The 23,720-nt window shown below is 68.2% G+C and carries 18 protein-coding genes; 16 read left to right on the top strand and 2 right to left on the bottom strand.

All coding sequences use genetic code 11. The annotated features are described in order from the left end of the window. The first annotated feature begins 91 nt into the window (after positions 1 to 91). The 12 genes from pyrF to KRH_RS06460 all read left to right on the top strand — a co-directional run bounded on the left by pyrF (position 92) and on the right by KRH_RS06460 (position 12,511). Positions 92 to 1,003 carry an orotidine-5'-phosphate decarboxylase gene (gene pyrF, locus KRH_RS06515; RefSeq protein ID WP_012398399.1) on the top strand — a complete coding sequence of 304 codons (912 nt, stop codon included), beginning with the start codon at positions 92 to 94 and terminating at the stop codon, positions 1,001 to 1,003. A 169-nt stretch (positions 1,004 to 1,172) separates the two neighbouring features. Beyond that, positions 1,173 to 1,487: an integration host factor, actinobacterial type gene (mihF, locus tag KRH_RS06510; protein ID WP_012398398.1), complete on the top strand. Its 315-nt coding sequence runs from the start codon at positions 1,173 to 1,175 to the stop codon at positions 1,485 to 1,487. A gap of 86 nt (positions 1,488 to 1,573) precedes the next feature. Further along, complete coding sequence (gene gmk, locus KRH_RS06505) at positions 1,574 to 2,149, top strand: guanylate kinase (RefSeq protein ID WP_041297367.1); 576 nt, start codon at positions 1,574 to 1,576, stop codon at positions 2,147 to 2,149. Between the two features lie 73 nt (positions 2,150 to 2,222). After that, a complete protein-coding gene (gene rpoZ / locus KRH_RS06500) occupies positions 2,223 to 2,693 on the top strand; it encodes a DNA-directed RNA polymerase subunit omega (RefSeq protein WP_012398396.1) in 471 nt (156 codons plus the stop codon). Beyond that, entirely contained in the window at positions 2,690 to 4,108 is a 1,419-nt protein-coding gene (locus tag KRH_RS06495) for a bifunctional phosphopantothenoylcysteine decarboxylase/phosphopantothenate synthase (RefSeq protein WP_012398395.1), read from the top strand. The genes rpoZ and KRH_RS06495 overlap by 4 nt, the downstream gene beginning before the upstream one ends. A 9-nt stretch (positions 4,109 to 4,117) precedes the next feature. Beyond that, positions 4,118 to 5,323: a methionine adenosyltransferase gene (gene metK / locus KRH_RS06490; RefSeq protein ID WP_012398394.1), complete on the top strand. Its 1,206-nt coding sequence runs from the start codon at positions 4,118 to 4,120 to the stop codon at positions 5,321 to 5,323. Further along, complete coding sequence (locus KRH_RS06485) at positions 5,320 to 7,725, top strand: primosomal protein N' (protein WP_012398393.1); 2,406 nt, start codon at positions 5,320 to 5,322, stop codon at positions 7,723 to 7,725. Before metK ends, KRH_RS06485 begins: the two co-directional genes overlap by 4 nt. A 253-nt stretch (positions 7,726 to 7,978) precedes the next feature. Beyond that, on the top strand, positions 7,979 to 8,518 hold the full coding sequence (locus KRH_RS06480; RefSeq protein ID WP_012398392.1) for a DUF4242 domain-containing protein: 540 nt from the start codon (positions 7,979 to 7,981) through the stop codon (positions 8,516 to 8,518). 87 nt (positions 8,519 to 8,605) lie between these two features. Next, entirely contained in the window at positions 8,606 to 9,691 is a 1,086-nt protein-coding gene (locus KRH_RS06475; protein ID WP_012398391.1) for an acyl-CoA dehydrogenase family protein, read from the top strand. Continuing rightward, complete coding sequence (locus KRH_RS06470; RefSeq protein WP_226905874.1) at positions 9,667 to 10,458, top strand: ABC transporter ATP-binding protein; 792 nt, start codon at positions 9,667 to 9,669, stop codon at positions 10,456 to 10,458. The genes KRH_RS06475 and KRH_RS06470 overlap by 25 nt, the downstream gene beginning before the upstream one ends. Further along, complete coding sequence (locus KRH_RS06465) at positions 10,455 to 11,633, top strand: ABC transporter substrate-binding protein (RefSeq protein WP_012398389.1); 1,179 nt, start codon at positions 10,455 to 10,457, stop codon at positions 11,631 to 11,633. The genes KRH_RS06470 and KRH_RS06465 overlap by 4 nt, the downstream gene beginning before the upstream one ends. Positions 11,634 to 11,773: 140 nt before the next feature. Next, a complete protein-coding gene (locus tag KRH_RS06460; protein WP_041297366.1) occupies positions 11,774 to 12,511 on the top strand; it encodes an ABC transporter permease in 738 nt (245 codons plus the stop codon). A 462-nt stretch (positions 12,512 to 12,973) separates the two neighbouring features. Here the strand turns inward: KRH_RS06460 and KRH_RS06455 are convergent, their stop codons facing one another. Together KRH_RS06455 and KRH_RS06450 are read right to left on the bottom strand one after the other, a co-directional pair. Beyond that, complete coding sequence (locus KRH_RS06455; RefSeq protein ID WP_012398387.1) at positions 12,974 to 14,077, bottom strand: glycosyltransferase family 4 protein; 1,104 nt, start codon at positions 14,075 to 14,077, stop codon at positions 12,974 to 12,976. Then, positions 14,074 to 15,129 carry an alpha/beta fold hydrolase gene (locus KRH_RS06450; protein WP_012398386.1) on the bottom strand — a complete coding sequence of 352 codons (1,056 nt, stop codon included), beginning with the start codon at positions 15,127 to 15,129 and terminating at the stop codon, positions 14,074 to 14,076. The genes KRH_RS06455 and KRH_RS06450 overlap by 4 nt, the downstream gene beginning before the upstream one ends. 182 nt (positions 15,130 to 15,311) lie before the next feature. On the opposite strand from KRH_RS06450, the gene leuS reads away from it, so the two are divergent. The 4 genes from leuS (at position 15,312) to KRH_RS06430 (ending at position 22,913) form a co-directional block, all read left to right on the top strand. Next, positions 15,312 to 17,822, top strand: coding sequence for a leucine--tRNA ligase (gene leuS, locus KRH_RS06445; protein ID WP_012398385.1), 2,511 nt, complete (start codon positions 15,312 to 15,314; stop codon positions 17,820 to 17,822). Beyond that, on the top strand, positions 17,822 to 19,042 hold the full coding sequence (locus KRH_RS06440) for a DegV family protein (RefSeq protein WP_012398384.1): 1,221 nt from the start codon (positions 17,822 to 17,824) through the stop codon (positions 19,040 to 19,042). Before leuS ends, KRH_RS06440 begins: the two co-directional genes overlap by 1 nt. 337 nt (positions 19,043 to 19,379) lie before the next feature. After that, entirely contained in the window at positions 19,380 to 20,387 is a 1,008-nt protein-coding gene (locus tag KRH_RS06435; RefSeq protein ID WP_012398383.1) for an IS481-like element ISKrh3 family transposase, read from the top strand. Between the two features lie 33 nt (positions 20,388 to 20,420). Continuing rightward, positions 20,421 to 22,913, top strand: a complete 2,493-nt coding sequence (locus KRH_RS06430) for a DEAD/DEAH box helicase (protein WP_012398382.1) — start codon at positions 20,421 to 20,423, stop codon at positions 22,911 to 22,913. The last annotated feature ends 807 nt before the right edge of the window (positions 22,914 to 23,720 follow it).

Below are 23,720 nucleotides of genomic sequence, written 5' to 3'. Positions count from 1 at the left end.
CGGGTCGGAGCCAACGACGCCGCCCGCGCACCGCGGGGGCCCGGCCGCCGGTTCCGGGCGTGAGCCCTTCGGGGCGAGGCTGCAGCGCGCGATGGCCGAGCGGGGCCCGCTGTGCGTGGGCATCGACCCCCACCCGGGGCTGCTCGACGCCTGGGGGCTGCCGCGCACCGCGCAGGGGCTGGAGTCCTTCTCCCTGCGGGTCGTGGAGGCCGCGGCCGGCCACGCCGCGGCGCTGAAGCCGCAGGTGGCCCTGTTCGAGGCCTACGGCTCGGCGGGCCTCGCCGTGCTGGAACGCGTGCTCGCCGAGTCCGCCGCCGCGGGAGTGCTCAGCATCGCGGACGCCAAGCGCGGTGACATCGGCTCCACGATGGCGGCCTACGCCTCGGCCTGGCTCAGCGACGGGTCGCCCCTCGCGGCCGACGCCGTGACACTGAGCCCGTACCTGGGCTTCGAGTCGCTGCGCCCCGCGCTGGACCTCGCGCGGCAGACCGGGCGCGGGACGTTCGTGCTCGCGCTGACCTCCAACCCGGAGGGTGCGAGCGTGCAGCACGTGGGCGGCACCGGGTCGGTCGCGGCCGGGGTGCTCGCCGCGGTGGCGCGGGAGAACCGGCACACGGGCGGGGGAGCGGGCGCGGCGGCGTCGTCCCCCGCGGCCGGGAACCCCGGCGGAGCGCGTCACACGGGGGATCGTGACCAAATCGTGATGTCCCCCGAAACCGGCGGGATGGGCTCGTGCGGAGCCGTGATCGGAGCCACCGTGGGCCCCGCCCTGGAGCGGATGGAGATCGACCTGGGCGGGCTCGGCGGGCCGATTCTTTCCCCGGGCTTCGGGGCCCAAGGCGCCGACGCCGCCGCGGTGGCACGGGTGTTCTCCCAGGTCAGGCCCATGGTTCTCGCCAACTCCTCACGGGACGTGCTGTCCCACGGCCCGGACGTGCGCGCCCTGCGCGAGGCCGTGGACCGCTCGTCGGAGGCCCTCGCCACGGCACTGGCCATCCGCTGAGCACCCCGAGAACGCCCCCCGGAGCCCGCGACCAGTGGCGTGCCGGGGGGCCTTTCTCGTATGTACGGACGCAAAGCCGTCGGGTACTTTCGGGAAGGACGGCTCCCGTGCGCCTGCCCCCAACCGGGCCACCGGGTGGGCCGTAGGGCTACGAGGAGGAGAGCTGGGCATGGCACTGCGGCCATTGACGGATGACGAGCGCGCACTCGCGCGGGAGAAGGCCACGGCGGCGAGGACCGCCCGGGCCCAGATCAAGAAGGGGCTGCGGGACGGCTCCGTGAGTGTCGCGGAGGTGCTGCGCCGCAGCGAGGACGACGAGGCCGTCAGCCGACTGAAGGTCACCGAGCTGCTCGAGTCCACGCCCGGGATCGGCAAGGTCCGCTCCGCGGCGATCATGGAGCAGATCGGCATCGCCCCCACCCGGCGGGTCCGCGGACTGGGCCAGCACCAGCGCCGAGCGCTCGTGGACTACCTGGACCGCTGAGCGGCCCGCGTGCGCCGCACGCACCAGTTGGTACAGTGACGGTCGAGTTCCGCCCGACCGTCGCCGTAGCACCCCTGGAGGTTCCCGTGTCCCCGACTCCCACCGTGACCGTTCTGGCCGGACCCACGGCGGTGGGCAAGGGCACGGTCTCCACCTACGTGCGGGACCACTATCCCGAGGTGTGGCTCTCGGTCTCCGCGACCACGCGAGCCCCCCGACCCGGTGAGGTGGACGGGGTGCACTACTTCTTCGTCAGCGACGAGGAGTTCGACCGCATGATCGACGAGCACGACCTGCTCGAGTGGGCTGTGGTGCACAACCTCAGCCGCTACGGCACGCCGCGCCACAAGGTCGAGGAGGCGCTGGCCGCCGGGCGCAGCGTGCTGCTGGAGATCGACCTGCAGGGCGCACGCAGCATCCGCCAGGCCATGCCCGAGGCGCAGTTCGTGTTCCTGGCCCCGCCGAGCTGGGACGAGATGGTGCACCGGCTGGTCGGCCGGGGCACCGAGACCCCCGAGCAGCAGCAGCGCCGGCTGGAAACGGCTAAACTGGAACTCGCGGCGCAATCGGAGTTCGACCACACGGTGGTCAACGACACCGTGGAACGCGCCGCCGCCGAACTCGTGGCACTCATGGGACTGCCGGGTGAGCAGGGGCGCTGAGCGCTCCGCCACCTGACGCCGAACACCGCGCGGCACCCGCACGCCACCGACATCCACGTCCACCACAGGAGTCATGACACACGTGAGCACGAACAACGAAGGCATCGTCAACCCGCCCGTCGATCGGCTGCTCGACAAGACGGATTCCAAGTACGGACTCGTGATCTTCGGCGCCCGCCGGGCCCGCCAGATCAACGCGTACTACTCGCAGTTGCACGAGGGCCTGTTCGAGTACGTGGGACCGCTGGTGGACACCAAGCTCAACGAGAAGCCCCTGTCCATCGCGTTCCGCGAGATCGACGAGGGCCTGATCGAGGCGGACCACGTCGCGGACGCCGGGTTCACCCCCAACGGCCAGATGGTCAGCGACGAGCCCACCGCCACCGAGATGTTCACGGGCGACTTCTTCGCCCAGGGCGAGGAGCAGGACTCCACGGCCATGTTCTCCGACGGTGCCCAGCTACCGGCCGCCGAGGAGACCGTCGAGACCACGGAGACCGTCGAGGAGACCACCGAGGCCCCCTCCGAGTCCTCCGAGCAGTGACGCAGCCGCACTCCGGCCACGCCCCCGCTCCCGTCCGGCCCGCGCCCCTGCGCGTGGTGCTGGGCGTGGGCGGGGGCATCGCCGCATACAAGGCCGCGCTGGTCTCGCGGCTGCTGTCCGAGGCGGGCCACCACGTGGTGCCCATGCCCACGCGGGCGGCGCTCGAGTTCGTGGGCGCACCCACGTGGGAGGCGCTCACGGGGGAGCACGTCTCGGAGTCCGTGTTCGACCGCGTGGACACCGTCAACCACGTGGCGCAGGGCCAGGCCGCGGACCTCGTGGTGATCGCCCCCGCCACCGCGGACCTGATGGCGCGCCTCGCCCACGGCCACGCGGACGACCTGCTGAGCACCACGGTGCTCGCCACCTCGGCCCCGGTGCTGCTCGCCCCGGCCATGCACACCGAGATGTGGCTCAACCCCGCCACGCAGCGCAACGTGGCCCTGCTGCGGGAGCACGGCCACACGGTCATGGAGCCCGCCACGGGCCGTCTCACCGGCACGGACAGCGGCCCCGGCCGGCTGCCCGAGCCGCCGCAGATCGTCGACGCCGCACTGGCCCTTGCCGAGCGCGCGGCCCGTGCCTCCGGGACGGGACCGTCCGGTGCGGCCTCGTCGTCCGCCGGGACCCCCACGGACTCCGCCGCGGCCGGGTCCGCGGGTTCTGTCGCTCCCGCGCACGACGCCGCTGGGGCCCCTGCCACGGGCGGCGACGCCCCGCGCTCCGGTGCCCTGGCCGGGCGGCGCGTGCTGGTCACGGCCGGCGGCACCCGCGAGGCCCTGGACCCCGTGCGATTCCTGGGCAACCGCTCCTCGGGCAAGCAGGGCGTGGCCCTGGCCCGCGCGGCCCGCGAGGCCGGTGCGGACGTCCACCTGATCGCGGCCCACGTGGAGACCCCCCTGCCGGAGGACCTGCGGATCACCCGGGTGTCCTCCGCGCGCGAGCTCGAGGAAGCGACGCTCACGGCGGCGGCCGAGAGCGACGTCGTGGTCATGGCGGCCGCCGTGGCGGACTTCCGCCCGGACACCGTGGGCGAGCACAAGATGAAGAAGTCCGAGGACGGCACGGACCCCGTGATCCGGCTGGTGCGCAACCCGGACATCCTGCGCGCCGTGGTCGCGCGACGGGACGAGCGCGGGCCGGACCAGCTCGTGGTGGGCTTCGCGGCGGAGACCGGGGACGGCGAGCACTCGGTGCTCGAGTTCGGTCGCGCCAAGCTGGCCCGCAAGGGCTGCGACCTGCTCGTGGTCAACGAGGTGGGCACCGACAAGGTCTTCGGCCGGGACGACACCGAGGTGCTCGTGCTCTCCGCCCGCGGCGGGGAGGAGACTTCCGTGCGGGGCAGCAAGGACGAGGTCGCGCGTGCGGTCGTGCAGCGCATCGCGCGCGAACTGGGTGTCGGCGACGCCGGGTAATGTGGTGGCGTGAGCGCATCGACTGAGCACCTGAGAATCTTCACGTCCGAGTCCGTGACCGAGGGCCACCCGGACAAGATCTGCGACCAGATCTCGGACGCCATCCTGGACGCGCTGCTCAGCGAGGACCCCCAGTCCTCCGTGGCCGTGGAGACCATGGTCACCACGGGCCTCGTTCACGTGGCCGGCGAGGTCAAGACGGACGCCTACGTGGAGATCCCGCACATCGTGCGCAAGACCCTGCTGGACATCGGCTACAACTCCTCCGTGCACGGTTTCGACGGCGAGTTCTGCGGCGTGTCCATCAGCGTGGGGGAGCAGTCCAACGAGATCTACGACGGCGTCTTCAACTCGCTCGAGGAGCGCACCGGGATCGCCAAGGACCCGCGGGACGCCCAGGGCGCCGGGGACCAGGGCATCATGTTCGGCTACGCCTCGGACGAGACCGACGCCCTGATGCCCGCCCCGATCCTGCTCGCGCACCGGCTCTCCGAGCAGCTCACGCGCGTGCGCAAGACCGCCGTGCTGCCCGAGCTGCGCCCGGACGGCAAGACCCAGGTGACCCTGGGCTACGACGGCCAGACCCCGGTCTCCGTGGACACCGTGGTGGTCTCCTCCCAGCACGCGGAGAACTACGACCTCGACCAGCTCACGAGGGACATCACCGCGAGCGTGATCACCCCCGTGCTGGAGGACTCCGGGCTGGACCTCTCCGGCACGCGGATCATCGTGAACCCGGCGGGCAACTTCGTGCGCGGCGGGCCCGTGGGGGACGCCGGGCTCACCGGGCGCAAGATCATCGTGGACACCTACGGCGGCATGGCCCGACACGGCGGTGGCGCGTTCTCGGGCAAGGACCCCTCCAAGGTGGACCGCTCCGCGGCGTACGCGATGCGCTGGGTGGCCAAGAACGTGGTCGCGGCCGGGCTCGCGCGCCGCGCGGAGGTCCAGGTGGCGTACGCGATCGGCCAGGCCCACCCGGTGGGTCTGTACGTGGAGACCTTCGGCACCGAGACCGTGGACCCGGTGCGCATCGAGAACGCGATCACCGAGGTCTTCGACCTCCGCCCGCTCGCCATCATCGAGGACCTGGACCTCAAGCGCCCCATCTACGCCAAGACCGCGGCCCACGGGCACTTCGGCCGCAACGACCCCGACTTCACGTGGGAGCGCACCGACCGGGTGCAGGAGCTGCGTTCCGCCGCGGGGCTGTGAGCCCCGACCCCGCTGGGACGGAGCCCGCCACGCCGGGGTCTCCCAGGCTGGAGTCGACGGGCACCGCGCGCCCGGACTCCGCGACTGCGGGTTCCGTCCCCGCGGACCGGGACACCCCCGAGCGGGACACGTCTGGTGAGCAGCTCGCGCTCGCGGGTCTGCCCGAGGCTGCACCCCCGCTCCAGCCGCGTACTTCGCCCCGAAAGGCCCTGGGCTCCGAGGGCCGCGCGGCGCACGACCCCGTGGCCAAGGTCCTGCTCGAGGCCTACGTCCCGCACCTGGACCGGGTCTTCGACTACCGCGTGACCGCTGCCCTCAATGACCAGGCGGTCGTGGGGTCCAAGGTCTCGGTGGTTTTCGCGGGCCGGAAGATGTCCGGGTGGGTCGTGGATCGCGTGGCCCACACGGACGTCCCCGAGGACCGATTGCTGCCCATCCGCCGTGTGCTCACGCCGCTGCCGGTGGCCCGCCCCGAGATCGTCGAGCTCGCGCAGGCCGTGGCCGAACGCTGCGCGGGCACGGTCGCGGACGTCCTGCGGGTCGCGATCGCCCCGCGGGTCGCGCGGGTGGACAAGGAGTTCGCCGCTCCCGAAGCCGCCGAGACCTCCGAGACGGGCGTCGTGAATGCGGACGACGACGCCGTGGTGCCGGTCGGCATATCAGCGGGCCCCGCTTCCGACGGCGCCGCCGATGCGGACCCGACCGCGGCCCCCGAGCTCGAACACGCGTCGTCGTCCACCGGGGAACCCGTGACGACCGGCTGGCAGCACTACGCGGGCGGGCCGGAGTTCGTGGCGTCCGTGGGGCGCGGTGAGCCGGCGCGCGCGGTCGTGGAGGTACTGCCCTCGGCCGAGGACCACGACTGGGCAGGGCTGACCGCGAGCGCCATGGCCACCGCGTACGCCGCTGGCCGTGGGGCTGTGGGCGTGGTCGCGGACCACAAGGCACTGGAGCGGCTCGAACGGGCGCTGTGCGAGCTGGTGGGGGAGGACGCCGTCGTCCGCCTGCACGCCGACGACGGACCCACGCCCCGCTACCGGGGGTTCCTCGAGCTCGCGCTCGGGAAGAAGCGCCTGGCTGTGGGCACGCGCTCGGCCGCGTATGCGCCGGTGCAGGACCTCGCGCTCGTGTGTTGTCATGACGACGGGGACGTGAACTTCGTGGAGCAGCGCGCCCCCTACCAGCACACGCGGGACGTGTTGTTGCTGCGCACCCAGCAGCAGGGTCTGGCCGCGCTGTTCACGGGGTACGCGGTGAGTCCCGAGGCGCTGCGGCTCGTGGCCACAGGGTGGGCGGCGCGCGTGGCACCAGATCGCGCGGACCTGCGCCGGTTCTCCCCGCGCATCGAAGCGACCTCCGATTCCTACAACACTGCCCTCGACCCGCTCGCGGCCCGCGCCCGGTTGCCGCGCGAGGCGTTCCGGGTGGCACGCGAGGCCCTGAAGTCCGGGCCCGTGCTCGTGCAGGTGGCGCGCAAGGGCTATGCTCCCGTGCTCGCCTGCCAGCGGTGCCGTACGCCCGCGCGCTGCCAGGCATGCGACGGGCCCCTCGCGCTGGATTCCGCCCACGCCGTGCCGGTGTGCACGTGGTGCGGGCGTCACGCCCATGACTGGCGGTGCGTGGAGTGCGGGTTCACCCGGGTGCGATTGAGCACCGTGGGGGCGTCCCGGACCGCGGAGGAGCTGGGCCGTTCGTTCCCGCAGGTGCCCGTGATCTCGTCGAGCGACCGCACCGTGCGGCCCCGGGTGGGGTCCGCCCCGGCGCTCGTGGTGGCGACGCCGGGAGCGGAGCCCGTCGCGGACGACGGCTACGCCGCCGCGCTGCTGCTGGACGGCAACCGGATGCTTGCCCGGCCGTGGCTGCGTGCGGAGGAGCAGACCCTGCGCCGGTGGTTCAACGCCGCCGCCCTGGTGCGGGCGTCCTCCGACGGGGGCACCGTGGTGGTCACGGCGGACCAGGACCGTGCCGTCTCGGCGCTCGTGCGCTGGGACCCGGCTGGGCACGCAGAGCGAGAGCTGCGGGAGCGTCACGAGCTGGGTCTGCCACCGGCTGTGCGGACAGCGGCGCTGACCGGCCCGCGGGATGCCGTGGACGCCACCCTGCGGGACCTCGCCTTGCCCGAGCGCGTTCGTGTGGTTGGCCCCGCACCGGTGGAGCAGACTCCCGGCAATGGCGCCGACCTTGTAGAGGCCGTCACCAACGACGCCGCCACTCTGGACGGTGCCGACGCCGCCCGCTCCTCGGAGCGCGGCGGGAACCGGCCCTACCGTGCGCTGCTGTTCTTCGGCTTCGGGATCGCCCCGCGGGTCACCAGTGCCCTGCGGGCGGAGAAGGCGCGCGCTTCGGCGCTGCGCGAACACGCACCCGTCACGGTGCGCTGCGACGTCGCCGACCTGCTGTAGGGCGCGTCACAGCCGTCGTCGGCGAACCCTGACGTGCCGCGGATCGCGAGGCGGGGCCCGGACCGCACGCGTGCACCAGGACTGGCTGACCTGCTCAGTCAAATGTGTCGAACTGTTAATCCTCGTGCACGGGGTGGACGTGGCAGTCCTACGTTGGAGGGCACGTTCACGCGGGGTGGCACCGCGCACCGGGGCAGAGAGTCCCGGCGTGCGCCCGAGTCATCACCGCAGACCCGTTCCCGAAAGGATCCGCATGTCGCTGCAGCTCATTGAAATTGTTCCCGCCGTGGCCGAGAAGGAGGCCGTGCGCTCGATCATCGACGCGACGTCGAGCGCTGTCACGCAGGCCTCTGCCGAACTCATCGAGTCCCAGGTGACGGCGGACCACGCTCGCGTGTTCGTCATCGTGGAGACGCAGCAGGACACGCCCGAGGGTCTTGCGCAGACCGTGCGCACGGCGCTGGGGGATTCCGTCACCGAGGTCACCGGCCCGGACGAGGTGCGCCTGGTGGGCGCGGAGCTCGATGACATCAAGAAGCTTCGTGGCCAGACCGACTACCTCGTGGAGTGGGACATCCCCGCCGAAATCACCATGGAGCAGTACCTCACCCGCAAGAAGGCGAACTCGCCCAAGTACGCCGAGGTTCCCGAGGTGTCGTTCCTGCGCACCTACGTCCGCGAGGACACCGCCAAGTGCCTGTGCTTCTACAACGCACCGGACGAGGACGCCGTGGCGCGCGCCCGCGCGGCCGTGGACACCCCCTTCGACCGGATGTTCAAGCTCGAGGTCTGAGTCCCGCGCCCACCCATCACCACCACCGGGTGCCGCAGCCCACCACGGGCCGCGGCACCCGGCGCACGCCCCGTCAGAACGGAACCCATGTCCCAGCCCAGTGCTTCGGCAACCCTCGAGACTGCCTCCGACCAGGAACTCCTGGCCCCACTGACCGACTACCCGGAACACGGCCTGGTCCGGGCACGCGCGGCCGAGCGTGCCAGGGCCACCGACGAGGCGGACACCACCCCGTTCGAGACCCTGCGCGAGCTCGGGCAGCGGGGCCTGCTGGACCTGGGTCTCGGGGGCGGTGACCTGCGTGGACAGGCAGCCGTCGTCTTCGACCTCGCGTCCGAGTGCACGGCCACGGCGTTCTCACTGTGGGGCCACCGCTCTGGCCTCGAGTACCTCGACGCGGTGGGGGCGCCCGTCGCGTCTGAGCTGCGCACCGGTGACGTGCCGCTGTGCTCCGCCATGGCACCGGCGTTCAAGGCTGCGGCGGGCATCGGTGAGATCCCCGTGACGCTCACCCGCCGGGGGGACCACCTGGTGCTCGACGGCACCGTGCCGTGGGCCTCGAACCTGTACCCGGACGCCGTCGTGATCCTGCCGGTCGTCCGGGAGGACGGACGCCCCGCGATCGTCCGCACCCGCGTGGCGGCCCGCGGGGTCAGCGTGCGGCCGCTGGAGAACCTCATGGCGCTCAACGCCACGGCGTCCGGCATCCTGCGCCTGGAGGGCGTGGAGATCGACGCGGAGCAGGACGTCCTCACCGAGGACGTCCCCGGGTTCCTGGCCACGGTCCGCGGACCGTTCCTGCTGCTGCAGACCTCGTTCTGCCTCGGTCTCTCCGCGGCGGCGCTGACGAGCGCGCGGGAGAACCTGGGCGGCGTCGGCGAGATGTTCCGCGAGGACCTGGACGACGCCGTGGCGGAGCAGCAGCGCCTGCGCACAGACCTCGTGCGCCTGGCACGCGAGCCCCGCGCCGCCGCCCCTCGTGAGTTGCTGCAGCTGCGCCTCGACGCCGCGCTGCTCACGGGTGGAGCCACCCGGCTGGAGTCGAAGATCGTCGGGGGCCGCGGCTACGCCCTGACCTCGCCCACCGCCCGCCGCGCCCGGGAAGCCGCGTTCCTGCCGGTCCAGTCACCCACGGAGGGTCACCTGCGGTGGGAACTGCGCAGGCTCGGGTGATCCCCTCGCAGGGGCACGACGGCACCACGGGAGCCACAGGCTCGACCGGTGCCGCACTGTGCGTGCGCGGTGTCCGCAAGACCTATCCGGGCGCTGGGCGGCCCGCCCTCGACGGCGTGGACCTCACCTTGCACCGGGGCGAGACTCTCGCCGTGCTCGGACCCAGTGGCTCCGGTAAGTCCACCCTGCTGCGCGCCATCGCCGGCCTCGAAACCCTCGACGAGGGCACCATCGAGTTCGGAGACCCGGATGCCCGCCTGGCCGTCGTGTTCCAGTCCCCGGCGCTGTTCCCATGGCTGTCCGTGCGGCGCAACGTCGCCCTCGGCGGCAGGTACCGCCGCAATCGCGATCGCTTCGACGAGGAGCGCGTGGGCGAGCTGCTCGAGGTCCTCGGCCTCGACCAGCTCGCCCACACCCCCGTTCAGGAGCTCTCCGGCGGCCAGGCGCAGCGGGTGTCCGTGGGTAGGGCACTCGCCGTGCACCCGGACGTGCTGCTGCTCGACGAGCCCTTCAGCGCGCTGGACCCCGCCACCCGTGAGGACCTGCAGCAGTGGCTGCGGCAGCTGACCACTGACCTCGGGCTGACGGTCTTCCTGGTCACGCACGACGTCGCCGAGGCAATGTCCCTGGGGGACAGGATCGGGTTCTTCGCCGGGCCTCGGGGTTTCCGCCGCCAGTGGGTTCCCTCCCGGGACGCCACCACGGCCGAGCAGATCCTGGCAACGTACCGCGGTGTCGACGACGAAGCGGGAACCTGGGAGATATGAGCGGACCGCTCACCACTCGACGGGCCGTGCTGCATGCCGGGGCCATCGCGGCCACGCTGACGGGCGCGGCCTGGGGCGCGGGGTCCCTCTATACCGGCACCCGCGCTGTCAGCGGCGCGGACGGTGCCTCGCGGCCCGTGCGCATCGGCTACCTGCCCATCAGTGATGCCGCGCCCCTGCTGGTGGCCCACGCCAACGGCTACTACGAGGACGCCGGGGTTGCCGTCGCGCGGCCCGTCCTGTTCCGCAGCTGGTCCTCGCTGTCCGAAGCCTTCGTGGCCGGCAAGGTGGAGGCTATCCACATGCTCATGCCCATGGCCCTGTACATGCGCTACGAGCTGCAGGCGGACGTGCGGATCACGGCGTGGAACCACACGAACGGCTCGTCGCTGACTGTGCACCCGGAGATCACGGACCTGGCGGGGCTTGCCGGCCGCACCGTGGCGATCCCCGCGTGGTGGTCCATCCACAACGTGGTGGTGCAGAAGATGCTCCGCGCCGAGGGTCTGACACCCGTGATGCGTGAAAGCCCGTCCACGAGCGCCCGGACCGTGGCGCTGGTCCCGATGGCCCCCTCGGACATGCTGCCCGCACTGAACAACGGGGTGATCGGCGGGTACGTGGTCGCGGACCCGTTCAACGCGGCCGCAGAGGCGAAGCACGTGGGCACGATCCACCGGTTCCTGGGGGACGTGTGGCGGGACCACGCCTGCTGCGTGACCATGCTGCGCGGGGAGCTGCTGAGAGATCGTCCCGAGCAGGCGGCTGGTTTCATGGACGCGCTGGTCCGGGCCCAGGCGTGGGCGCGGACGAACCGCCCCGAGACCGCGGCGGTGCTGGCCTCCGGCTACCTCCCGCAGCCGAAGCCCGTGATCCAGCGGGCCCTGACCTACACCGCGGCCGCGCATGCCGACGCCCTGCACCACCCTGACTGGCACGGCGAGTCCCTGGACTTCCGGCCCTACCCGTACCCGAGCTTCACGCAGGAGCTGGTGCGCGCGATGCAGGACACGGTGGTGGATGCCCCCGCCGGGTTCCTCACCGGGCTCGATCCTGCCACCGCGCACCGCGAGCTGGTGGACGACGCACTGGTGACCCGGAGCATCGCAAGGGCAGGCGGCTGGGGTGCGTTCGGGATGCACGGCACCACACGCACCGAGGAGATCCAGGCATGAGTCCCACATCCCGCAGCACGCCCGAGAGCACCGGCACGGATCTCGCCGCCGCGCCGTCAGCGGGTGCGCACAGTGACCGGGCGAGTTCGCCGTCCCCGCCCCGGGGACGGGCGGGCGGGGGCGCCGGACGAGGTGCGGCCGTGGCCTGGGGCACGTTCGGCGTCCTCGTGACCGTGGCGGCGTGGTGGGCGTTCACCTACGCGGCCGCCGGCGGGTCCACGATGATCGCGGCCTTCCGCCCCGAGCAGCTGCCGGGTGCCGTTGGTTCGCTCCTGGAACGCGGAGTTGTGGTCCAGGACGCGGTCACGAGTCTGTGGCGCCTGCTCGGCGGTCTGTTGCTGGCGACGGCGATCGGCGTACCGCTGGGACTGGTGATCGGTTCCTGGCAACGGGTGCGGTGGGCGAGCGCGCCCGTGGTGCAGTTCCTGCGGATGGTCTCGCCGCTGTCGTGGGCACCGGTGGCCGTGGCCCTGTTCGGAGTGGGCAGCGCGCCGGTGGTCTTCCTCGTGGCCGCCGCCGCCGTGTGGCCGATCACCCTGAACACCGCGGCGGGAGTCGCCGCGCTGGACCCGGCCCACCTCCGCGTGGCACGTACCCTGGGCGCGACGCCGTTCGAGCGGCTGCTCACGGTGGTGTTTCCGAGCATCCGTCCTTACGTCATGACCGGGGTGCGCCTAGCGCTGGGCATCTCGTGGGTCGTGCTGGTGCCCGCGGAAATGCTGGGGGTCAGCACCGGGCTGGGCTACGAGATCCTCAACGCGCGGGACCGTCTGGCCTACGACGAGATGCTCGTGGTGATCCTCGTCATCGGGCTGCTCGGCATCGCGCTGGACGCCCTGGCCCAGTGGCTGCTGCGGGAACGGGTGGTGCGCGCCTGAGGGGGCCGACGACGTCGCCCCCGGTCACCACTCGGAGCGCTGTCTGCTCACACGTGCAGGGCTGAGTCCCCCAGGGCCGAGTACCGGGGAGCGGAGCACCGCGTCGCGTCACCCCGGACGGGACCCCGCGCTGTGGCGCGGAGAGGTGGTACCCATCGCCGAGGTGCAGGGGCCTGCCGGGGAATAAGACGGTCCGCAGCCACTCGGAAGTGAGCCCCAGGTAGTACCGCTGGTACATCTGCAGCATCTAGCACGCCAGCGAAACCAGCACGCGGGCGAGAAGAAGCAGCGACCACTTCACAGGGTCGGGCGGCGCACCCACCCGGTGCCGGGGCCGGTGAGTCACCTCACCATGGCCGGTCCTTCGACGGCCCGGACCACCACGGCCACCCGGGGTAGTAGACAGAAAACAGGACCCGGTTCTCGTGCCCCGGCCCACGCCGCGGGTGTTCACAGCCCAGCTCAGGTGCGTTGGTGCAGCTCCCACGCCAGGTCCAGCAGGTCCCGCGCGGAGTCCTCCCAGGTGTGCTCGCAGATCCGCTCCAACCCCGCGAGCACGCGCTCGTGGGCCACGGCAGGGTTCGTGAGTTCGCGCACCCGGGCGGCGAACGCGGCGTCGTCGTCCACCGGGGCGTAGCCCGCGGCGTCCCCGGCGACCTCGCGGAAGATCGGCAGCTCGGAGCAGACCACGGGCGCCCCCTCGGCGAAGGCCTCCACGAGCGGCAATCCGTAGCCCTCCGCGCGGGACGCGGTGACGAGGGCGGCGCACGTGGACAGCAGCTCGCGGTACTCGGCCTCGCCCACTCCGCCGTGGAAGACCACGCGGGCCCCGGCCGGGACGAGGGCCTGCAGCTCGGCGCGGCGCGCGGGGGAGATGCGCGAGAGCAGGTGCAGGGTGTGGCCGGGCAGGTGCGCCATGGCCCGCAGCAGGGTCTCCACGTTCTTGTACGGCAGGAACGAGCCCATGTACACGAGGTCCGTGCCGCGCTGCGGAAGCCGCGCGAGTGCCTTGTCCTCGGGGATTCCCGCCCACGGCGCCGCGTTGGCCACCACGCGCACGTCGCGCTTCGTGAGGCGGTGGGCCAGGATCTGCTGCCGGGAGGTCTCGGAGACCGTGGCCACGGCGTCCGCGCGGTTGAGGGTGAGCCGCTGCGGCCACCAGGCCCTGTGGTAGGCGCGCCAGCCCCACTGCACCGGTAGCGGCAGGTCGCCCGGGGGCTGGGGGTGCTCGTAGTAGATCAGGTCGTGCAGTGTGAGGATCAGCCGGTACCGGCGCCCCAGGGAGCCCATGGTCTGCATGGGGGAGAACACCACGTCCGGGTCGAAGCGGTTGGCCGCGAGCGCCGTGAGGACCTCGGCGGGGGAGGTGACCGGGGGTCCCGTGACCGTGGCGACGTCCTCGGGCACGAACGCCCGCTGGGCAGGGTCGCTGACCAGCGCGCACAGCCGCACCCGCGGATCCTGCCGCGCCGCGCGTGCGGTGGCGGCGAGCAGCTCGGTGCTGTAGCGGCTGATGCCGTCGTGGTGGTCGGTGCGGATGTAGCGGGCGTCGAAGAGCAGCTTCACCGCTCGGACTCCCCGGACAGTCCGCGCGCCCGGGTCTCCCGGCGGAACTGCGCGGCGCTCGCGTCGGGGTCCACGGCCGGCAGCATCCCGGTGAGCTGGTCCGGGGTGGACACGGTGGTGTCCGCGTGGGGCAGCTGGTCGTAGCCCTCCAGCGGCTCGGGAGCGGGGGACTCCAGGAAGTCCTCGATCATCCGCGCGGCGGTCTGCGGCGCCTCGTAGTGGATCAGGTGCCCCACCCCGGGGATGATCTGCAGGCTGTGGCTGCGGATCCAGGAGGCCATGGTGCGCTGGGAGTCCACGGAGCCGAGGTCGTCCAGCTCGCCCACGATCAGCAGGGTGGGCATGGTGAGCTTCATGGCCACCTCGGCCACGGTGCGGGAGATCGAGGCGTCGTAGGCCTGGGTGAGCACGTCCCGGTTGGCGAACGTGTTGAAGTACGCCTGGTGCTGGCGCAGCGCGTAGTGCTTGATCTCGGGGTCGTCGGACTTGATCATCACGTCCGTCATGAGCTTCACCACGGCGTTCGAGGACAGCAGCCGGGTGCCCAGCCGGCGGGGCATGGTGGCACCCGCGCCGTAGTACAGCCGGGTGAGCTTGGTCAGGGACTTCTGCGACCCGCTCAGTGCGGGCTGGGAGATCGGGTTGATGAGCACCAGGCGCTCGACCATCGAGGGGTGCTCGGCGGCGAAGTGCGCGGCCAGGATGGAGCCGAAGGAGTGCCCCGCGAGCACCACCCCCGTGCCGGAGTCCGGGGTCACGGCGCCGTCCGTGAGAGCGGTGATGAAGTCCCGGGTGAAACGCACGTACTCGTCCACCGAGTGCTCCCGCTCCGGGAACGGTTCGGAGCGGCCGAAGCCGGGCAGGTCCGGGACCACCACGTGGTACTTCTCCCGCAGGGCGGTGGCGATCAGCTGCAGCCCGTGGTGGTCACCGCGGAAGCCGTGGAGCATCACCAGCAGGGGCTTGCGCTGCTTGTCCGCGTCGTAGAACCAGTACCGCACGCGGTACCCGTCCAGTACCACGCTGCGGCGTTCTGCGTAGGGGTTGTCCACCGGGCCTCCATCCGTGCGTCATCGGGCGCCCCCATGGTAGCCGGGCCCCCTGCACGCGGGCGGTGACGGCCGCTGGTCTAAACTGGGAGGGATCCCCACACATCCACGCGGGGGACCGCGCTGCCGCCCCGGAACCCCGGCCCCGGCACCTGCCCGGCCCCGTGAACCTGAAGGCGAGGCACGTGAGCGAGCACAGCACCCCGGAGGCGGGCACGGAGTACGACGTCCAGCGCATCGAGGCCACCTGGTCCGGCTACTGGGACGAGAACCGGGTCTACGCGCCCGCCGACGACGGCTCCGCCGAGCGGCGCTACGTGCTCGACATGTTTCCCTACCCCTCGGGCGACCTCCACATGGGCCACGCCGAGGCGTTCGCCATGGGTGACGTGGTGGCCCGCTACTGGTGGCACCGCAGCTACGACGTGATGCACCCCGTGGGCTGGGACTCGTTCGGGCTGCCCGCGGAGAACGCCGCGATCAAGCGCGACGCCCACCCCGCGGAGTGGACCTACCGCAACATCGACACCCAGCGCGAATCCTTCAAGCGCTACGCGATCAGCGCGGACTGGGACCGGGAGATCCACACCTCGGACCCCGAGTACTACCGCTGGACCCAGTGGCTGTTCCTGCAGTTCTACTCCCACGGTCTCGCGTACCGGAAGGACTCCCCGGTCAACTGGTGCCCCAAGGACCAGACCGTGCTCGCCAACGAGCAGGTGGTCAACGGGGCCTGCGAGCGCTGCCACACCCCCGTGACCAAGAAGTCCCTGAACCAGTGGTACTTCAAGATCACCGACTACGCCCAGCGCCTGCTGGACGACATGACCGAGCTGGAGGGCCACTGGCCCGAGCGCGTGCTGGCCATGCAGCGCAACTGGATCGGGCGCTCCGAGGGCGCGCACGTGAACTTCGTGATCGAGGGCGCCCCGGCCGAGGGTGCCGAGCCCTCGGACACCTCCGGGCGCACCGTCACGGTGTTCACCACTCGCCCGGACACCCTCTACGGCGCCACGTTCTGCGTGGTGGCCGCGGACGCCCAGATCGCCCAGGACGTCGTGGCACCGGAACAGGCCGCGGCGCTCGCCGAGTACCGCGAGCAGGTCAAGGCGCTGTCGGACATCGAGCGGCAGTCCTCGGACCGGGAGAAGACCGGTGTGTTCCTGGGCCGCTACGCGGTGAACCCGCTCACGGGCGAGAAGCTGCCGGTCTGGGCCTCGGACTACGTGCTCGCGGACTACGGCACGGGCGTGATCATGGCCGTGCCCGCCCACGACCAGCGTGACCTGGACTTCGCCCGCGCCTTCGACCTGCCCGTGCGCATGGTGGTGGACACCGGCGCCGAGGACCCCGCCGAGACGGGCGTGGCCACCACCGGTGAGGGCACGCTGGTCAACTCCGGGCCCCTGGACGGGCTGCCCCAGGCCGAGGCGCTGGCCAAGGCGATCGAGATCGTCACCGAGGCCGGCACCGGCGAGCGGTTCGTGAACTTCCGGCTGCGGGACTGGCTGCTGTCCCGGCAGCGCTTCTGGGGCGCGCCCATCCCCATCATCCACTGCACCTCGTGCGGCGAGGTCCCGGTGCCCGAGGACCAGCTACCCGTGCGCCTGCCCGATGACCTGCGCGGCGAGCAGCTCGCGCCCAAGGGCCAGAGCCCGCTCGCCGCGGCGTCGGACTGGGTGAACGTGACGTGCCCCGCGTGCGGCGGCCCCGCGCAGCGGGACACGGACACCATGGACACGTTCGTGGACTCCTCCTGGTACTACCTGCGCTACACGTCCCCGCACGACGACGCCGCCCCGTTCGACCGTGCCGCGGTGGACCGCTGGCTGCCGGTGGACCAGTACGTGGGCGGTGTGGAGCACGCGATCCTGCACCTGCTGTACTCGCGGTTCTTCACCAAGGCCCTCTACGACTTCGGCCTGGTGGGCTTCACCGAGCCGTTCAAGGCGCTGCTCAACCAGGGCCAGGTGCTCAACGGCGGCAAGGCGATGTCCAAGTCCCTGGGCAACGGCGTGGACCTGGGCGAGCAGCTGGACGCCTTCGGCGTGGACGCCGTGCGCCTGACCATGGTGTTCGCGTCCCCGCCCGAGGACGACGTGGACTGGGCGGACGTGTCCCCGCAGGGCTCCCAGAAGTTCCTGGCCCGCGCGTGGCGCCTGGCCCAGGACTGCACGGCGGACCCGGCGGCGTCGTTCGCGGACGGTGACAAGGCGCTGCGCAGCGCCACGCACCGCACGGTCGCGGACGCCGAGCAGCTGCTGGACTCCGGGAAGTTCAACGTGGTGATCGCCCGCACCATGGAGCTGGTGAACACGGTGCGCAAGGCCATCGACACCGGCTGCGGCCCGGCGGATCCGGCGGTGCGCGAGGCCGTGGAGGCTGTCGCGATCCTGCTGAGCCTCGTGGCGCCGTACACCGCCGAGGACATGTGGCACCTGATCGGCCACGAGGACACCGTGGTGCGCGCCCCGTGGCCCACGGTGGACCCCGCGCTGCTCGTGGAGGACACCGTGACCGCCGTGGTCCAGGTCAAGGGCAAGGTCCGCGACCGTCTGGAGGTCCCCGCGGACATCTCCGAGGCGGACCTGGAGACCGCGGCCATGGCCTCGGAGACGGTCCAGCGGCTGCTCGCGGACGCCACGGTGCGCAAGGTGATCGTGCGCGCACCCAAGCTCGTGAACATCGTGGTCTGATGACCGCCCACGGTTGCCGGAGCCCGTCCCCAGACTCGCACGAGTGGCAGGGCGGGCTCCGCCCGTTCCCGGGGCTGCGCACGGACGGCAGTGGTCTGCAGGAGGACGCACCCGTCCCGCCCGCCGCCTCGGACGCCCCGGACGACGACGCCGCGCCGCGCCGCTCGGACGGGGGTCACGGTGCTGCCGCCGGCCCTTCGGAGGACCGCGCGGGTTGCGGGGCGAACGCCGCCGCCGGTGGGGGGCGCCTTGCCCAGCCGGTCGACCGGAGGGGCCCGCGCGGGGGCGGTCGCCGCAGGGTCGCGGTGGTCACCGACAGCGCCGCCGCGCCGCCGCAGGGCTGGCTCGAGGACTGGGAGGCCACCGGCGGGTTCGCGCTCGTGGACATGCCCGTGCTCATCGGGGGGCAGCTGCACACGGAGGACGAGGCGGACCGGCTCTCCACCCTGGTGGTCGCGCTGGCCGAGGGCCGCCCCGTGACCACCTCACGCCCCGCACCGGGGCGGCTGCGCGCGGCCTACCGCGGCTTCGAGGACGCCGGGTTCGAGGCCGTGGTCTCCGTGCACCTCTCGGGTGAGCTCTCCGGCACGGTGGGAGCCGCGAGGATCGCGCGGCAGGACATCGGGATCCCGGTGCGCATCGTGGACACCCGCAGCGCCGGTCTGGCGCAGGGACTGGGCGTGCGCGCCGCACTCGAGGCGGCGGCGTCGGGAGAGGGCATCGACGACGTCGCCCGCGCGGCCACCGAGGCCGCTGAACGGGCCCAGGTGCTGATCCAGGTGCGCTCCCTGGACACCCTGCGCCGCGGCGGGCGGGTGAACCCGACCACGGCGATGGTGGGAACCATGCTGCAGATCAAGCCGCTGCTGAGCCTGGCCGAGGGCAAGATCGTGACCGTGGAGCGCCCGGTGTCCCTGCCGCGGGCGAAGCAGCGGTTCATGGCGCTCGCGGGGGAGGCCCTGGAGCACTCCGAGGCGCAGCGCCCGGTGCTGTGCGTGCACCACGTGGCGGATCCGCACGGGGCGCGGGAGATCGGGGAGGTGCTCGTGGACCGCCACCGCCCGGACGCCGAGCTGGTGGTCAGCGAGCTGCCCCCGGTGCTCAGCGCCCACGTGGGGCTGGGGACGAAGGCTGCGGTTATAGAGAATGCCATTTCCGCAAAAATATTTGCAGATCGGAACGCTCGTCTCCACCACCCTGTGCTCGATGAAGATGTCTAAATATCCAATTTCCGTAACTCAAGAACTAAGTTTAGACATGCCCGCAGTTATAGTGATTCTTTAAAATTAAGAACATATCATAAGCAGGCGGAAAGCTCCCTAAAAATACACAAGCGTTGGACCCAATTAGTGGGGTCGTGTAAAATCGCGCGAGATTTCGAAACGTGAAATTTTATCATGACACCGCATGGTACGTCAATAACAAGAAAATTTATGTCGGCCCTAGATGTTGTGGGTCATGACGTTGTAGTCACCGATCAGGGATGAAGGAACGGGCCCCTGGACTGCACGATGGGTGGTGTCGAAGCAACCATCCAGCAGAAAGAGACCCGTTCCGATGGCTCACGCTAACGCCCCGCTGACCCCGGAAGGAAGACAGCGCCTCGTCACCCGCGTCCTCGACGATGACCGGCCCATCTCCCACGTCGCCACTGAAGCCGGCATCGCGCGTTCCACACTGACCAAATGGGTGGCTCGCTACCGGGCCGACGGCCCCGAAGGACTCGGGGACCGCTCCAGCGCACCAGTTGAGCGCCCGACCCGGGTATCTCTCGAGGTGCTCGAGCTGATCGACCGGTGGCGTCGCGACCACAAGTGGTCGGCTCGGCGTATCCATCTCGAACTGACCGAACGCGGTCATCACTGCTGCATGCGCACGGTATCCCGCTGGTTGAAGCGGCTCGGGATCAGCCGACGTCGTGACCTGGACCCGACCGGAGAGAACAACCGTACAGTCGGGAAGATCACCGCCCGGTTCCCCGGCCACATGCTCCACCTGGACGTGAAGAAAGTCGGGAAGATCCCTGACGGGGGCGGCTGGTGGGCTCATGGACGCGGCAGCAGCAAAGCACTGGCATCCAAGCGCGCGCATAAGCAGCGCGTCGGCTACACCTACTTGCACTCGGCAGTCGATGGATACTCCCGGCTGGCGTACACCGAAGCACTCGAAGACGAGACCGCCCAGGCCACGATCGGGTTCTTCGCCCGGGCTCGCGCATACTTCGCAGCCCACGGCATCACGCGCCTCATTCGCGTCGTGACGGACAACGGGGCCAACTATCGAGCGGCACGATTCGTGGCCGCTGTGCAGTCGCATGCCTCACGGCATCAGCGGACACGGGCGTACACGCCGAGGCATAACGGGAAGGTCGAGCGGTACCAGAGGCTGCCTTCCGAGGAATGCCTCTATGCCCGCGTCTACGACTCCGAACAGGCTCGTCGGAAGGCGATCGGGGTGTGGGTCCATCACTACAACTATCATCGGCCTCATACCGCCTGTGCAGATCAGCCACCGGCCAGCCGCGTCCACGAACGTGTAGACAACGTCATGACCTCATACACCTAGACAGATCTAAGCCGATAGCGGATAATCTTGAGCATGGTTAACTTTGAAGAGATGCTCGCCTCTGAAGCCGATGGCGTGCCCACGGAACCGAGAGAACTTTATGCGTCCCTTAGCAAATCGTCGGGATATGGCAGATTATGGGATGTTCAGGGCCAGGTACTCAGCCGTTGGTACGAGCACAAAAATAAAAAAGATATCGTAATTAAAGTAAATACCGGCGGCGGCAAGACTATTCTGGGCCTTTTAATTCTGCAAAGCTACATGAATCAAGGAGACGGCCCTGGATTATACGTAGTGCCAAATAAACAACTTGCAAAACAGGTAGCGGAAGATGCGCAAAACTTAGGTATTCAAACCACCTCCAACGTAGATAGTTCTCAATACTTGGCCGGTGAAGCTATTGGGATCATAAATATCTACGAATTAATAAACGGTAGAACTAAATTTTCCGATAATCGTCAGTCACGACCGCCCGTCCCTATCGGGTCTGTCGTAATCGATGATGCCCATGCGGCTCTTAGTACCACGCGGACGCAGCTCTCGTTCACCATTAAACGCAACTCGGGAAATGGCGCCTATGATAAATTGCTTCAATTGTTCTCAAACAGTCTTAGCGAGCAATCACGAAACGGATATCTTGATCTCCTGGAAGAACGCCGTGGACAACCAATGCGTGTGCCGTTTTGGGAGTGGCGCAAAAAGTTTTCAGACGCATTATCAATACTGCGTGAGATATCCAAGGAGGACGGGGAACTGTATTGGTCGTGGCCTGCTTTGGCGGAAACCTTGCAATACTGTAGGGTAGTATTTTCTGAAAAAGAAGTATGTATTACTCCGTACTGCCCACCTATTGATCATGTAAGCTCATTCGTGAAAGCGAATCATAGAGTCTTCTTGACCGCTACCCTTGCTGATGCGAGTATTCTCGTTACAGATTTCGACGCGGACCCGAGAAGTGTGGAAAACTGCATTACCCCGATTTTGGCGGGCGATATTGGTGAGCGCATGATTCTTGTTCCGCAAGAGATAAATCCATCTCTTCGCGTAGACAAATTACGCATGAGAATTGCTCGGTTTGCCGAGCAATACAACATGGTCGTGATAGTGCCAAGTGAAAAAAGTGCGAGAGCATGGAATGGCCTCAACGGCAAAATAGCCGTCGGCGACGAGGTAGACGCGGTTGTTTCTGAGCTCCGGAGTGGACAGCATATCGGCCTCGTAGTTATAGTAAATCGGTATGATGGCATTGACTTACCTGACGATGCTTGCCGTATTCTCGTGCTCGATGGTCTACCGGAAGCTTTTAGCCCAGATGACCAGTTGAGTGCCTCCTTGGAAAAAAATTCGGGAAGCGTTACCAATCAGCAAGTCCAACGAATTGAACAAGGTATGGGCCGTGGTGTCCGAAGCAATGAAGATCATTGTGTAGTTTTCTTGCTTGGAACTCGATTGGCCCAGCTTACCGCTGATCCAAGCAGTCTTCAAAAATTTAGCCCGGCTACTCGCGCTCAGTTGAAACTATCGCGTCAAGTTGCCGCGAAAATAGAAAACGTTCCCCTAGAAAAAATAATGCAAACGGCGGAACAAGCGTTAATGCGAGATCCTGGGTGGGTTAAACTTGCCGCAAATAAATTGCGAAATATTCAACCAGAATCTGAATCCGTTTCCCCAGTCGCAATTGCTAAACGTAGATCTTTTAATAGTTTGCAAAGTGGCGATGAACAGACTGCCGTCCAAATTGTCGCGGAGGCTGTAGAAAAGGTCTCTGATGATACTAATGTAGGTATTCTTTTAGAATTGCAAGCGACGTATGCTGATTTACACGATCCAACCATGGGGCAGCAGCTCCTTAGGCAAGCTCGGGCAAAAAATCCTCGTGTAACAAGACCATTAGGTGGGGCACCATACGTTGCACTGGAGTCTCCCGGAATACAAACTAATAACTGCAGCGAAAGACTCTTAAGAAGGTTCAACAACAAAAATTCATTTTTGCTCGAAGTTGAAAATATATCTGATGACTTAGTGTTCGACGAGGATAGAGTGCAACAGTTCGAGGAAGCGTTGTATCGGCTTGGGAGTGTAATAGGACTTGGCTCGCAACGCCCTGAGTTCGATATTGGTTCGGGCCCCGACAACCTGTGGGCTCTGGGCGATCAAAAATACTGGGTAATAGAGGCCAAATCTGGGGCAAAGAGCGTGGCCATTGGGAAGCGCGACATGGGTCAGCTCGCAGAATCGATGATGTGGTTCCAAGCCCGCTATGATCCCCAAGCCATTGCGACGCCCGTCATGGTTCATCCCGCTAATATGATATATTCCGATGCCACAGCCGTTCCTGAAATGAGAATTATCAACAAACGGAAGCTTAGTGAACTAGTAAAAGCGTTTCGTGAATTTGGACGCGCCCTTAGCCAAGCTAATTGGGAGGACTTGGAGGAAGTGAATCGACTTCTGCATGGACATGGATTACAGGCCTCGGATCTGGAAAAATATACAGTCCCCCAAAAGGGTGTCAAAAATAGCTGATTTGGTCGAATGAGCATATGGCTGAATCAAGGCGCTAATCAATTTTATTTCTTAAAATTGCCGCAATCCCATCCGACACGTTTGAAGTAGAAGCTGCGGCGGTGGTTCTTGGGTTTTTGTGAAGCGGTAAGGGCCACCGCCGGTGAGGTTGGTTCGGTGTAACAAAGATGTGTTTGGATCCTGGATTAGAACACGTCGGAGTGGCATCGAACCGCAACAGCGCTGGAGTGGTTGTGATGTTGGCCGTGGTCTTTGTTGCGGTCATGGTAGGTACGGGAGGGGGGCGTCGATCAAGACCAACGCAAAGAAGAGAGGGGTACGGTAACGTTTTAGGGGTTTATTGCCTGCCATGCCGGTGAATTATCCCGGGTGGACGAACCTGACCTCTATGTGGGGGACGATACCGGATTAGGAAGCCAGGTGCGTAGCGCGTTTGAAGTCCTTGCCCACGACATCGGTGAAGATTCGTGATGCTGTTCTGACACCTACCCCGGGTATAGGTGACGGGACGTCGGTGAGAGCATAACGATTGACCTGGTTGAGGATCTCGGTCTCAATCTCCACGTGTTGCGCGCCGAGTTGGCCGAGTTGTTCAGTGAGCGTGGTGAAGATCCTCGCAGTGAGGTTTTTCGGCGAGTTGGTCTTCAGCAGGGCTTATACGTGGCTTGACCTGACGGTGCGAAATCGGGCGTGTAAAGGGCGGCGGGTAAGCAGAGCGATCCTTTTGAAATGACCTAGTTCTCGGTTGGCGCAGTAAGGTGCGAAGAGTAATTGCGGTAATCGTTCGATTGGACGCCCTGTCGGGAA

It is taken from the genome of Kocuria rhizophila DC2201 (assembly GCF_000010285.1).
Taxonomy (GTDB): domain Bacteria; phylum Actinomycetota; class Actinomycetes; order Actinomycetales; family Micrococcaceae; genus Kocuria; species Kocuria rhizophila_A.
This window is presented reverse-complemented; position numbering and strand designations above follow the sequence as displayed.

Excerpts from the sequence above, each read along its gene's own strand:
- pyrF (WP_012398399.1), top strand. The coding sequence starts at position 92 with ATGGCCGAGCGGGGCCCGCTGTGCGTGGGCATCGACCCCCACCCGGGG.
- mihF (WP_012398398.1), top strand. The coding sequence starts at position 1,173 with ATGGCACTGCGGCCATTGACGGATGACGAGCGCGCACTCGCGCGGGAG.
- rpoZ (WP_012398396.1), top strand. The coding sequence starts at position 2,223 with ATGACACACGTGAGCACGAACAACGAAGGCATCGTCAACCCGCCCGTC.
- KRH_RS06480 (WP_012398392.1), top strand. The coding sequence starts at position 7,979 with ATGTCGCTGCAGCTCATTGAAATTGTTCCCGCCGTGGCCGAGAAGGAG.
- KRH_RS06475 (WP_012398391.1), top strand. The coding sequence starts at position 8,606 with ATGTCCCAGCCCAGTGCTTCGGCAACCCTCGAGACTGCCTCCGACCAG.
- KRH_RS06465 (WP_012398389.1), top strand. The coding sequence starts at position 10,455 with ATGAGCGGACCGCTCACCACTCGACGGGCCGTGCTGCATGCCGGGGCC.
- KRH_RS06440 (WP_012398384.1), top strand. The coding sequence starts at position 17,822 with ATGACCGCCCACGGTTGCCGGAGCCCGTCCCCAGACTCGCACGAGTGG.
- KRH_RS06435 (WP_012398383.1), top strand. The coding sequence starts at position 19,380 with ATGGCTCACGCTAACGCCCCGCTGACCCCGGAAGGAAGACAGCGCCTC.
- KRH_RS06430 (WP_012398382.1), top strand. The coding sequence starts at position 20,421 with ATGGTTAACTTTGAAGAGATGCTCGCCTCTGAAGCCGATGGCGTGCCC.